The 13,202-nt window shown below is 40.3% G+C and carries 13 protein-coding genes; 1 reads left to right on the plus strand and 12 read right to left on the minus strand.

The window, feature by feature from the left end; all coding sequences use genetic code 11:
- Positions 1 to 19: 19 nt before the first annotated feature.
- Positions 20 to 886, minus strand: a complete 867-nt coding sequence (locus F8L24_RS11115; protein ID WP_294955553.1) for a hypothetical protein — start codon at positions 884 to 886, stop codon at positions 20 to 22.
- Entirely contained in the window at positions 879 to 2,672 is a 1,794-nt protein-coding gene (locus F8L24_RS11120) for an AAA family ATPase (RefSeq protein ID WP_294955555.1), read from the minus strand. The genes F8L24_RS11115 and F8L24_RS11120 overlap by 8 nt, the downstream gene beginning before the upstream one ends.
- Before the next feature lie 219 nt (positions 2,673 to 2,891).
- On the opposite strand from F8L24_RS11120, the gene F8L24_RS11125 reads away from it, so the two are divergent.
- The gene (locus F8L24_RS11125) at positions 2,892 to 3,422 is read left to right on the plus strand and encodes a transposase (protein WP_294955556.1); all 531 of its coding nucleotides are present in this window, start codon (positions 2,892 to 2,894) and stop codon (positions 3,420 to 3,422) included.
- 172 nt (positions 3,423 to 3,594) lie between these two features.
- Here F8L24_RS11125 and recQ read toward each other — a convergent pair whose 3' ends face one another.
- From recQ to F8L24_RS11175, 10 genes are all read right to left on the minus strand, one after another.
- Entirely contained in the window at positions 3,595 to 5,376 is a 1,782-nt protein-coding gene (recQ, locus tag F8L24_RS11130) for a DNA helicase RecQ (RefSeq protein ID WP_294955558.1), read from the minus strand.
- A gap of 60 nt (positions 5,377 to 5,436) precedes the next feature.
- Positions 5,437 to 6,123: a response regulator transcription factor gene (locus tag F8L24_RS11135; RefSeq protein ID WP_294955560.1), complete on the minus strand. Its 687-nt coding sequence runs from the start codon at positions 6,121 to 6,123 to the stop codon at positions 5,437 to 5,439.
- A gap of 64 nt (positions 6,124 to 6,187) precedes the next feature.
- Positions 6,188 to 6,853, minus strand: coding sequence for a PhoU domain-containing protein (locus tag F8L24_RS11140; RefSeq protein WP_294955561.1), 666 nt, complete (start codon positions 6,851 to 6,853; stop codon positions 6,188 to 6,190).
- A gap of 10 nt (positions 6,854 to 6,863) precedes the next feature.
- On the minus strand, positions 6,864 to 7,655 hold the full coding sequence (gene pstB, locus F8L24_RS11145; protein WP_294955563.1) for a phosphate ABC transporter ATP-binding protein PstB: 792 nt from the start codon (positions 7,653 to 7,655) through the stop codon (positions 6,864 to 6,866).
- A gap of 11 nt (positions 7,656 to 7,666) precedes the next feature.
- Positions 7,667 to 8,476 (minus strand): phosphate ABC transporter permease PstA, encoded by an 810-nt coding sequence (gene pstA, locus F8L24_RS11150; protein WP_294955565.1) that lies wholly within the window; start codon positions 8,474 to 8,476, stop codon positions 7,667 to 7,669.
- Between the two features lie 8 nt (positions 8,477 to 8,484).
- Positions 8,485 to 9,339, minus strand: coding sequence for a phosphate ABC transporter permease subunit PstC (gene pstC, locus F8L24_RS11155; protein WP_294955567.1), 855 nt, complete (start codon positions 9,337 to 9,339; stop codon positions 8,485 to 8,487).
- Positions 9,340 to 9,557: 218 nt separating this feature from the next.
- Positions 9,558 to 10,559, minus strand: coding sequence for a phosphate ABC transporter substrate-binding protein PstS (pstS, locus tag F8L24_RS11160; protein ID WP_294955568.1), 1,002 nt, complete (start codon positions 10,557 to 10,559; stop codon positions 9,558 to 9,560).
- Between the two features lie 74 nt (positions 10,560 to 10,633).
- Positions 10,634 to 12,352 (minus strand): lysophospholipid acyltransferase family protein, encoded by a 1,719-nt coding sequence (locus tag F8L24_RS11165; RefSeq protein WP_294955569.1) that lies wholly within the window; start codon positions 12,350 to 12,352, stop codon positions 10,634 to 10,636.
- A complete protein-coding gene (locus tag F8L24_RS11170; RefSeq protein WP_294955571.1) occupies positions 12,352 to 12,561 on the minus strand; it encodes a hypothetical protein in 210 nt (69 codons plus the stop codon). The genes F8L24_RS11165 and F8L24_RS11170 overlap by 1 nt, the downstream gene beginning before the upstream one ends.
- A 66-nt stretch (positions 12,562 to 12,627) precedes the next feature.
- A partial coding sequence (locus F8L24_RS11175) for a hypothetical protein (protein WP_294955573.1) occupies positions 12,628 to 13,202 on the minus strand: 575 nt, incomplete at its 5' end.

Here is a 13,202-nt window from a genome sequence, read left to right on the forward strand (position 1 = left end):
CACCGTCTAAATTCGCATATCATACCAATCCCAACTCCTTGGCAATATCTCTTGTCAATTTGGACAATGGGCGTTTGTGTAAATCGTCTGCATCATACAAATATGCCCCAAACAAATCCTGCTTGACTTCCTCATGGGTCTTTTGTGTCAATGCTGCCAACTCTTTGATGCGACTGTCCGGGTAGGATTTACGTTTGTTTATCATCTCTATGACTTTTGTTTTATGATAAGCATAACGTCCATCCAATTCAAAAACATCTATATACTTTTCGTACACATCTGTAAAGTCTTCTTTTAACAAAAGAGTGAAATCTTTTGGCTCTTCTATTTGTAGATTGTCATTTTGCATGAAGGTTTTGAAGGTTACTTGTTTGTTGAAGTCAAAAGTAGATGATGTAGGTGAAACATCTCCTATATCTTTTTCTTTTTTTAATTTCGAATTACAGATATAACATGCAGGCACAAAATTATAAAGACTCAATGCCAAATGTGGATACTCATTTTTATTTTTAACATGGTCAAGAGTATAACCACTCTTAAACTTTTTATTGGTAGCTTTAAATATATTAATAAAGTCAATATTACAGTAAAAACAGGTATGTATCTCTAGATGCTCTTTAAAGATATCTGAGATATGTTTTTGATACTTACCTTGGTAGTTAAATATCTCTGTTATTTCATCTTTGTTTTCTTCTGGTAGCTTTATATTTAACAGCACATCAAACGGTGAACATAGCAATGTGCGCAAATCACATCCCAACATCTTTTCAAACTTCTCTTGATATATCTCTTCAAGTGTTTTATTCTCATATTTTTGATATTTACGTTGAGAGATATCGTCATAATATAATGTTTCTATTTTTTGATAGTCTGTTACTTTAATCATCTTCAAGCTCTGCTAATTGTTTTTCTAATCGTGTTTTGAGTTTAGCTTTGGCTATTTTCTTATCGAAAAATTTATCTATTTCTAAAAGATGATTTTCCAATACTTGCTGTAAATATGAGTCACCAATAATAGACTGTGTTTGCCTAAAACCTTCTTCTCTTTTGTCATATATTTTTTGTAAACATGATTTATGTCTATTTTTCTTAGTGAGATTATGAAACCGTATTATCTCATTTATCTTTCCTTTTGCAAACTCCCCCATAAGCCCGTCTTCCATGAAGAAGCTGTCACTTAGTAGGGTGTGGATGTTTTGTCCGAAGGTTTGTTGTTTATCATTTAACCCGTCAACTACTTTACAGTTTCCATTTTTATCTTTGTCTATGAAGATTATGTTTTGTTTTGGTAAATCTGATAATAAAAATGGAGAGTGAGTTGTAAATATCAAGTGAACTGTATAATTTGAAAAGTTATTTTTAACAAAATCGACAATATATTTTATATATTTTTTTTGCCACTCAGGATGTAACGTTAATTCACCTTCATCAATTAATAAAACTATATTTTTCGTAATTGCTGTATCTGTATATTTTAATAATTTTTTTTCATTTAGTGTTGCAAAAAAAGATAAAAAATTTTCTTCTCCATCACTAAGTTCATGAGAAAAAGAAAACCTTAAAAATTCAACTCCAGCTCCTACAACAAGTTCGTATAAATTGATGAAATTATCAGGTATGTCTTTTATTTCAATATACCATATTCGAGAACCTTGTATATGAAAGTTTTTAATTAAATCTAAAAATTGGTTTGCTTTAAGAAAAATATCAATATATGGATTTAACTGTTCCTTGTAATTTTCTTGTTTTATCCATCTCTCTTGCAAAAAGAGGTTAGAAATTTCAGTATAAAATCCTGTCATTGTTTGATGATGAAATGCTTGCTTGATTTTCTCTTTAATTTCTAACTTAAGAATAATGTCAATAGATAATTTATATGCAAAAAAATTATTTAATATAGCACCTTTCACATTATCAGAAAAACTATTAAAAGAAAAAGTTGTATTGAGGTTTTGAAAATGTTCATTAATAAGTTTATTATCTTCAAATGCAAAAGTCATAACTTCAATCTTTAGCCTTTTAGGAATTGAGAAAGGTAAATTGATTGTTTGATTTTGTAATAAACTTATTGTGTTTTGTAAATTTTGACTTTTTGCAATATTGAATTGCTTATAAATAGAAAGAAAAGAATCTTCTTTAGCAGTCACAACGTTTTTATTGTTTACAGCATATATTCTACGTGTAATACCAATATTTTTATGAAACTCACCAATAGATGAAGGAAAACATTTATCTTTATCATCAATAGTTAAAATATTATTATAATAAATTGTTGTTAATGCCTCTATAGAACTGATTTTATTTCCAAATACAATTTTTTTAAACCTACTTTTTAATACTTCTGCAATAGGAATTTTAGATATATTCTCTGCTATACCAGAAAAGTAAAAATATGTATTATCTGAAAAAATAATAAATTGTTTTTTGGCTACGGGATGCGATACCAAATCTAGTAGATTAGTCTTCCCACTCCCATTCTTCCCAACAATAGCCGTCACATTAATATTGTCACCAAAAAAATTTTCTATGTATAATTTATTACCTTTTTTATCAACATTATCTTTAATTGTTAATGTCTCACCATCATAATCACAATTAAATTTAGGAGAAAAGTTAAACCCTTGGTTCTTTATATTTTTATACTCCTCCACCCATAAATAGACCAACTCCATTCTTTCCCCTTGTAATCAATACAATAATTATAGCCAAATTTGTGGTGTTGTCATGGGACAACACCCTACAGCCCTTATGCTATTTGAATTTATCAACCGTAGGGTGTTGTACCCTTACAACACCGATAATTTGAACAACAAACATACCCGTGAATGCATAATATTATACAATCCATGTTTGCGGTGTTGTCGGGGGACAACACCCTACAGGTACAAAATATGACAATTTGCTATATTTTTAATATCTCATCACTATCTGTGCTACTATTAATTATGTCAAATTATAAACGAATGTATCTTAATGGGTATAGCTACTTTATCACTATTGTCACCCAAGGACGAAACCCTATACTCATTGACAACATTACCCTCTTACGTGATAGCTTCAAACGAAGCAAACAACGGTATGATTACCACATAGATGCTATTGTCATTTTACCTGACCATATACATATGATTATCACGCCCAAAAACCCTTATGAATACTCCAAAATCATCACCCACATCAAACGTAGCTTTGTTTACGGGTTAGATGCATCGCTCAAAGAAAAAGCCAAACTGCATCTAAGCGCCTCTTGCTACAAACGTAAATTATCTGGTATCTGGCAAAAAAGATTTTATGAACACACGATAAGAGACGAAAAGGATTGGCTTGAAAAGATGAATTATATACAACACAACGCTGTCAAACATGCATATGTTGATACGTGGGAAGATTGGAAATATTCATCATTCACAAAAAACCCGTAGGGTGTTGTACCCCTACAACACCGATAATATGCATACAAATAAAATTCAATCGTAATTCAAATTTGTGGTGTTGTGAGGGCACAACACCCTACATCCTCATATAATTTGAATTTTCTTGCAGCTCACAACACCGATAATTCAAACAGAGATATAACCCATATATATAATAAAACTACACACCAATCAACACTCCCAAAAATGCTTCACCGTAACGGTCGAATTTCACTTCCCCTATACCATGCACTTCCAGCATCTCTTCTTTGCTCTGTGGCTGTTTATTGCTCAGATCCTTGAGTGTTTTGTCCGAAAAGACTATGTACGGAGGGATGCCTTTTTCGGAGGCAATCTGTGTACGCAGTGCTCTGAGTCTGTCATACATCTCAGCATCGTAGTCGTCAAAATAAGTGACTTTTCGTTTTGGCTTCGCCTGCTGAACGGTCAAGCGCTCTTTCTTCAATTCGATACTGTGCGCCCCTTTGATCACTTCAACACCGAAATTTGTCAACTTGTAAACCTTGAATTCACCGATCTGCACAGCCCCCAGCTCCAGAAGCTTGTCACCGATGGTCATCCACTGTACCTTGCTGTACTCTTTTCCTATACCATAGACAGAGAGACTATCGTGCCCATTTTGCAGTACGCGCTGTTCTTTGCTGCCTTTCAGTACATCGATCACATAGTGCAGTCCGAACTTCTGGTCGGTACGCAGCATGGTTGAAAGTAGCATACGGGACGCGGTAGTAATGTCTACCTTTTCACCTTGGGTTGTCGTGCAGTTGTCACACTTGTCACCGCAAGCTGCAATACGGTCATCAAAATAGGCAGCGATACTCTGGTGGCGGCAGTTTTCGGAATTGGCAAAACGCACCATACTGTCAAGTTTGTTGAACGCATGCTGTTTGTACGGTGTTTCGGGAAGATCTTCTATGAACATTTTTTGCTGGACAATATCCTGTGAGGAGAAGAGCAGAAGGGTTTCCGCCTCCAGGCCGTCTCTTCCCGCACGTCCAATCTCCTGGTAGAAATTTTCCAGTGTCTTGGGCAGTGTCATATGAACCACAAAGCGGATGTTGCTCTTGTCAATCCCCATACCAAAAGCGATGGTCGCTACAACGACCTGTACCCTGTCGGCCACAAAATCCGCATAAGTGGCATTCTTCTCCTGTGTCGGCAAGCCGGCATGGTATGCCTTTGCTTCTATCCCCTTGCCTTGCAGAAAATGGGCGACCGATTCGGTCGATTTGCGTGAAAGGGTATAAATGATCCCTGATTCCCCTTTATGGGACTTGAGAAATTCCAGCAGCTGTTCGCGCCCGTCTTTAATGCGGTGCCGGGAATGGATGGTAAGGTTTTCACGGAAGAGAGAGCCTCTGACACGTTTGGGGTTCTGCAACCCCAGGTTTGAAGCGATATCCTTTTCGACGGCATTGGTCGCCGTAGCTGTAAAAGCAGCGACAGGGGTCGTAGCGAACTGTTCTTTCAGTAGCGAAAGCCGACGATAATTCTCCCTGAACTCATGTCCCCATTCACTGACGCAGTGTGCTTCGTCAATGACAAAAAAATTGATGTTCAATTGATGCAGCATGTTGAGGAAATAGGCATTGGTCAAACGTTCCGGTGCGACATAAAGCAGTTTGATCTCCCCGCGCTGAAGCTGTCCTTCGATCTGCCGGCTCTCTTCGAGATCCTGCATACTTGAAAGCATAGCGGCAGAGATGCCGTTGGCACGGAGCGCTACCACCTGGTCATGCATCAGTGCAAGCAGGGGAGAGACGACTACCGTTACACCTTCCATCAGCAGAGTAGGAAGCTGATAGCAAAGTGATTTTCCTCCGCCGGTCGGGAGGATCATCAGGACATCCTCTCTGTTCAGGATCGCATCTACGACTTCTTCCTGCAGCGGCCTGAAAGTCTTGTGTCCGAAATAGTCTTCGAGTGTTTGCAGTTTATTCATAATGGCAGTGTAGCTTTTTTCTTTTCATAAAGGCATAAAAAATTTCAAATTGTCATATTTTTAGTAGAATTTATAGCCCACTCCCCATACCGGATGGAAATAATTCTGATCATTCTGCGGATCGATCTTGTTTTTCAGGCGGTTCACGGCTACATTGACCGCATTGTCATTGACCCCTTCTCCTTCCTGTCCCCAGGCTTCCTGCCGCAGAAAATCACGTGTCAGTGATTTGTCTATGTTTTTCATGAACGTATGGAGCAGACTGAATTCCAGGTTGGTCAGGGAAACAGGGGAATCATTGACATACACTTTCTTTTTGGAAATATCCATTGTCAACTGTTTGTACTTGAGTCTTTCCTGTTTTTGCAGTATACCGCTTCGCTTCAGCAATGCCTTGATACGCAATACCAGTTCTCGGGGATTGAACGGTTTGCATATATAATCATCGCCTCCGGCAGAGAAGCCCTCTTCAAGCTCTATGTCCTGATCTTTCGCTGTAAGAAAGATCACAGGGATATCATATCCGACTTCCCGAAGATAGGCAACAAATGCACTCCCTTCCATCCCCGGAAGATTGCGGTCGACAAGCATCAAAGCAGGATTTTCCTCTTCAATAAACTGCTCAACCTTCCGGGTTGACAAAAAGCCGGCTACAGCATACCCTTCTTTCTCAAGATGGTATTCTATAAGCTCCAAAATATCCTCTTCGTCCTCAATCACGACGATTTCAATACGATTTGCCTGCATGCATTATTATAACACACTGCAGGAGATATCGGCTTTATACCCAAAGATCAAAAAAAAACCGAATTTACAGTTTCCCCCCTACCCGTGCAAAAATAAGTCTGCCCGCCACATCTTCAAGGCGGTCAATGATCTTGAGATTTTTTCTGATATATTTGAGCATATCGGTCTGATGTTCGTCAAGTTCGTGGTTTTTATGCATGACCTGGAGTATATCTTTCTCGATCATGGAGTAAATATCGTCTGTTTTGCTGTACTCTACGCTGATCTTGGCTGCAAGTTCCTGTATGCGGTCTTTATCTTCGGTTTCCTTAATCATATCTATGGCATATTCCAATGCTGTGATCGTACACTTGTTGATCCCCAGTGAGAGCTGAATGATCTTTTTGACATCGTCTGTCGAATTTGGATTGCAAATCTCCATATTTTTAATGTAATTCTTCTCATTGGTCGCAATACGCTGCAAAGAAGAAGTGATCTTCAAAAAAGCCACCATTTCACGTAAGTCTTTTGCTTCCGGGGTATAAAGCGCAAAGATGCTCAGTATGAGATTGTCTATACCTTCGAGGCGTTCGCTGATCTTTTTAAGCGGTACTTTTACCTGTTCAAAACTCTTGCTGTCACACTCTTCAAGTGCTTTTAGTGCAATTTTCTGCGAAATTGTAAGATCTTCCAGTATCTCTGCCGTTCTTTCCCGTACTTCTGCCAGTTTCTGTGCATTTTTGCTTAACATTTTTTTCCTTTTATCCAAATCTGCCTGTAATATAATCTTCCGTCATCTTTTTAGAGGGGTTGAGAAAGATCGTTTCTGTTTTGTCATATTCAATCAAATCACCGAGATACATAAATGCAGTATAGTCGCTCAAACGGCTTGCCTGCTGCATATTGTGTGTTACGATGGCTACGGAAACCTCTTCTTTAAGCTCTGAGATCAGCTCTTCAATGGCACTTGTTGAAATGGGATCGAGTGCCGAGGTCGGCTCGTCAAATAGCAGTACCTCCGGTTTCAGTGCTACCGCCCTTGCAATACAGAGCCGCTGCTGCTGTCCGCCGGACATACCCAGTGCACTCTCATTGAGCCTGTCTTTGGTTTCGTTCCAGATAGCCGCACCCTGGAGTGCTTTTTCCACTCTGCCTGCAAGTTCGCTTTTATTCCTGATGCCTGCAAGCCTCAATCCGTATGCGACATTGTCGAAAATACTCATCGGAAAAGGTGTCGGCTTCTGGAAGATCATCCCTACTTCCTGGCGAAGCTTGATGAACTCATTCTCTTTTTTCAGTTTGAGTATATTATCTGCCTCTCCACTCTCGCGGTAAAGGTTGATCTCCCCCCTGTATGTGTTGCCCGAGTAGACATCATGAATACGGTTCATAGCACGCAGCAGGGTTGATTTTCCGCATCCGCTCGGACCGATTATCGCTGTGATCCTGTTCTTTTTTATCGGAAGGTTGATCTTGTTGAGCGACGGTTTCGATGCCCCCGCATAGGTAAAGGTAAAATCTTTGATTTCCATTACCAAATCATTCTGTTTCATCTGTTTATCCTCTATTTTTTGTTTCGAACCACAAAGCGGCCGACAAGGTTAATGCACAATACGATCATGGTCAAAATGAACGATGCCGCCCATGCCAGATCTCTGCTTGGTGCATCGGGGTAGGTTGCCAGGTTATAGATACTGACAGTCAGTGAAGGGAACTGCTGCGAAAGATCCATCGTAAAGAACTGGTTGTTCGCCGAAGTAAAAAGCAGCGGTGCCGTCTCTCCGATAATACGGGCAAACGCAAGCAGCACTCCGGTCATGATCCCTACTTTGGCAGCCTTGACGATGATCTGCAGAACGATCTTGTGCTTGCTGCCGCCCAGTGCCATTCCGGCCTCTCTGAGTTCCTGGGGGACCAGGGCAAGCATATTGTCCGTGGTCGAGATAATAATAGGGATCATCATAATCGCCAAAGCGATACTTCCCGCATAGCCATTATAGCCGCCGAAAGGCGCTACAAAAAGGGCATACACAAAAACACCTATGACGATGGAGGGGGAAGAGGTCATAACATCACTCAAATTCCGGATGACTGAGACCAGCTTGCTTCCGTGGCCGTATTCACGTAGATAGATACCTGCCATCATTCCCAAAGGAACGGCGATCAGACTTGCCAGTATCGCCATAGTGAACTGGCCGACAAGCAGGTTTCTGATACCGCCTTCGACCAGGTCGTGCGTAAAGGTAGTCCAGTGAATACTGGTAATACCCTTATAGCTGAGCGTCAGCAAAATCCAAAACAGAAAACCGATCCCTATCAGTGCAGAAAGGGTTGAAAGTATTAAAATGATTTTATTTAGCCATAATCTGTTCATGTACACTCCTATTTGGTTTTTTTGCCGAGAAAATAAAACTTGGCAAGAGAAATAATCATAAAGCTGACGACAAAGAGGATCAGCGCCAGATAGTACATACTGCTCAGTTCAAGATCCTGCGCTTCGGCAAAATTGTTGGCAAGCAATACAGGGATGGATGTCGTCGGGTCGGTAATATGCTCAGGGATCTTCATCACTGAACCGATCAGGAATGCCACAGCCATCGTTTCACCGAGTGCACGTCCCAGTGCCAGGATCACAGAACCTATGATGCCTCCTTTGGCATAAGGCATGATTACATCTTTGATCACTTCGAACTTTGTTGCACCCATTGCATAGGCAGATTCTTTGAGTACGCTCGGTGTTGTATTCATAGAGTCCCGTGAAATCGCTGCCATGAACGGGATGATCATAACCGCCAAAACAATACCTGCCGTTAAAAGACCTACTCCGTCTCCTCCGACGGTATGCTGCACAATCGGTGCAAAATAAAAGAGCCCCCACATACCGTAAATAATACTTGGAATAGCTGCGAGAAGCTCGATTGCGATAGAAAAAGGCTTGGCCACTTTCTCCGAAGCGATCTCTGTCAGAAAAATAGCGATCCCCATGGCAAGCGGTGTAGCGATCACCATGGCGATCAGGGTACTCAGCAGGGTACCGAGTATAGGGATATATCCGCCGAACACACCACCCTCATCATCTTCACCCGGTTCCCACTGGGTATGGAAAAGAAAATCAAAACCGAAGGTATGCATGGCATCCTGCGCATAGTGAAAGAGTACCGCAAAAATCCCTGCCAAGAGGAAGAAGGAGAGTGTGGCTGAAAAGAAAGAAAGATTTCTAAAGAGTTTTCCGCTCATAGGATACACCTTTTTTAAAGTAGTGGATTGTAATACAAATTGGTAACATTTTTATTACTGTATGTTTCTATTGCTTTGGCAGCCAAGAAGCAGTGTGCCCGCATAGGAGTTACAAAGGAAATTAGTTTACAAGCTTTAATTTTTCTTGGCTGTCAAAGCAATAGAGCAGTATCGGGTGATACTGCTGCATTTATAGCATAGATATTAACAGTGAAGCGTTAATTGATCTTTTTTGCTTTCCAGTAGGCTCGGACTGCCTCTTTTGTTGAAGCAGGAAGCGGAACATACCCCAGATCGGCTGCCGCTTTGTCACCGTGCTCGTAGGCCCAGTTGAAGAATGCTGTAACTTCTTTGTCCGTTTTCACTTTCTCGGCAGGAAGAAGAATGAATGTTGCCGCTACGATAGGATAGGAAGTTGCACCCGCAGGGTCACCGATGACTGCATAGAAATCATTTGCCGCTGTCCAGGTAGCATACTTGGCTGCATCCTGGAAAGACTTTACAGTCGGGTTGATGAATTTACCTTCTTTGTTTTGAACCTGGGCTGCAGGCAAACCAAGTTTCATTTTGTAGGAATACTCGATATATCCGAGTGAACCTTTGATTTGCTGAATGTTTGCCGAAACACCTGAATTAGACTTACCTGCAACGACTTTCGAAGCTGTCCAGGTCGGTTTTTTACTCACTTTGAATGCCGGGTTTATCTTGTTCAGGAAGTAGGTAAAGTTGAATGTCGTACCGGACTTGTCTGCTCTTACGCAGGTAGTAATAGGCGTGTGGGGCAGTTTAAGTCCGGCATTCTCTTTGGTGATAAGTGCATCATCCCAGAATTTTGCTTTTCCGCTGAAGATCGCAGCGATCGCAGCACGGGAGAGTTTGAGTTCACCGTCTTTGATACCCTCAAGGTTGTAGGCAAGAACAATAGACCCTACCACTGACGGGAACATATAGAGCTTTTTCTTTTTCAGTGTTTTTGGTTTAAGAGGCTTGTCTGAACCACCAAAGTCCACCATCCTTTTTGTAATAGATTTGATCCCGTCACCTGAACCTGTCGGTGTATAGTTCACTTTGTTGCCTGTTGCCGAAAAGTATGCAGATGTCCATGCTTTATAAACCGGTCCGGGGAAAGAAGCTCCTCTGCCTTCAAGTTCACTTGCATTTACCGCTGTAAGTACGACTGACGCTGCCAGTGCAGCAGTAACGATTTTTGTCATTGTCATGTTTCTTTTCCTTAAGAAATTGGGTTATCCGTTTTGGATTGGACGAAGTATAAAACAACTTGGAAACATTTTGATTACACTCCGATATAGCGCTTTCTTTTTGCTTCTTTCATTTTCTGGATATCTACAAGAATAAAACCGTCTATGCAGTCGTTAAACGCTTTGTCGTATCCGAAATCATAAAAAGAGACGCCCCCCACCTCGCAGACATCTGCATACTGTTTGTAGAGTGTCGGTATAGCGTACCCCATATATCCCAACTCCTCCTTCAGCACACGCTGGTCCGCTTTGTAATCGTTCCCGTCAAAGACATCCCTGCAGTACTTTTTCATCTCCGCGCTCATACGATAGACATCCCTGTGTCTGACCAGATCATACTCCGCTTTGAAATAGTGTTTGTAAAAATAGATCAGCAAAGCCTGTGCTTTCTCATTGAAAGTGTTGCTGAGACTGACAGCACCAAACAGATAGCGTACATGGGGATGAGCCTTTACATAGGCACCGATCCCCTGCCAGAGGTAGTCCAGGGCTCTTGAATTCCAGTATTTTGGCTGTACAAAACTCCTGCCAAGCTCCAATCCCCGCTCAAAATAGTCATCGAACCCTTCATCAAATCGGAACAGTGTAGCCGTATAAAGCCCATCCAGATCAAAATCATCAATAATTGTTTTACTGTCACCTATCCGGTAGGCACCTGCAATTTCCAATGCTTCATCATCCCATATGATAATGTGTCTGTAATAAAAATCATATTCGTCAATATCTCTTTTCTTTCCAGACCCTTCCCCTACATGCCTAAAAGAGATTTCTCTGAGACGCCCTATCTCTTTGATAATACAGTTTTCCACTTCCGATTCATACAGTATGATCTTTTTACCATCAAGTGTTTCTCCCAGAAGTGAAGCATTTTTCAGCTCATTCTTGATTTCACTGGATTTTTCAGCCATGGAAATACCGTTTTCCACCCTGAAAATATTTTTTTTGCGCTTTGAAAGTCTGTAAAAATGTTTTCTCAGCAGTTTTACTGTTTCTTTTCCGGAAATGCCCGGCATACGATAACTCTCATACGGTATGGTATTTCCGATGATGAACTCTATTCTTTTCCCATGCGCTTTGAACATTTCATGCGGCAGGGTCGCCGTAGCAATTGAACGGTTCAGCATCGATAAAAAATAAAAACTTTTGGAATTATTTGCTTTGATATAGATGGGAAGGATCGGAGAGTGTGTTTTGGATGCGATTTTATAAAAACCGGATTTCCAGGCTGTATCTTTGATCCCGTTTGGCCTTGCCCGGCTTACCTCCCCTGAAGGAAATACGATGACTGCCATTTCCTTATCTAATGCTCCATATATGGCTTCAAGGGAATTTTTTGCCACCTTCCCGCTTACATTATCGACAGGGATGATGACATCACTCAAATTGTCAAAGGCAGAGAGAAAAGAATTGGCAACGATCTTGATGTCTTTTCTTACATCTTTCAGCAGGTGAAGCAGGGCCAAAGCATCCAGCACACCAAGCGGGTGGTTCGCTATGATCACTACGCGGCCATATGCCGGAATGTGACTCATTTCATTCTTTTCCAGAGAGATACCGACATCAAAATGCTCCACAACAGCTTCTATAAAACTAAAAGTATCTTTATGCCTGTTCTCAATCAGAAAAGTATTGATCTGGTTTTCATGAAAAAGCTTTTTGCTGAGGGAAAAAAGGCTCTTCTTCAGCAGAGAGGGGAAATGCTCAAGGGTAGGATAGTGATGAATTAAATAATTTTCTACACTCAACTGCTGCATTAGGCTATCCGGTACAAATAATTCACTTCAGTCAGAAAATGTTCTTTAACCGCCTTTACTTTTTTATGTGCTGCAAAAAGTTCCTCTACAAGTTCCCACTCTTCATAAATAATTTCCAGAGCTTCCTGCTTTTCTATGCCAAAAGCTTTTGCCACATGTTTTGCGAGTTTCGCTAATTTTTTTTCCGATACCATCTCTCTGTCTTGCATAATTTATCTCCATGATTTAGATATGAAATCATAGGATAAGAGGATAACAGAGTGACTACAATACAGTTACATTTTTGTAATCACTCTTTTATGATATTTTTCCAATTTCTTTTCAAACTCTTCTACTTTGATAGCTCTGTAAAGTTCCATAATTTTATAATTGGTCAAACCACCCAAAAAGTTTCTCATCAACAAAAGCTCTTCTTTTCGTTTTGTTAGAGCATCAAGCTCTTTTTTCTCCAAAGTTTCCAGTGCCTTTTTGTATGTCATACTGTCAATCAACGATATATCAAACTTTTTAACAATAAAATACTCCGCTACCGTAGTAAAGTAATAGTTAAACGGTTTTTTGATGTTTTTCACTTTTTTTGAACCCCAAATATATTGGGCGGCAATTTTTTGAAAGTCTTCCCGAAGCGCTTCTATCTCTTTGTCCAGAGAAACAAGTTTCCCATCTTCTCTCAGTACTATATTTCTGTTAAATGCCATAGAGAGCGTATTCATTACATTTTGAAAAATTGTTTTGGCATTACTTTTCTGATGGAGAAGCATAATCAACAGATCTTTAATTTTCATTTTGTCTATATGCGTATCATCCTGATATTCAAACTGCTTTTTATCCAAAGATACCAATTTGCCAA

The organism is Sulfurovum sp., assembly GCF_015493435.1.
Lineage (GTDB): Bacteria > Campylobacterota > Campylobacteria > Campylobacterales > Sulfurovaceae > Sulfurovum.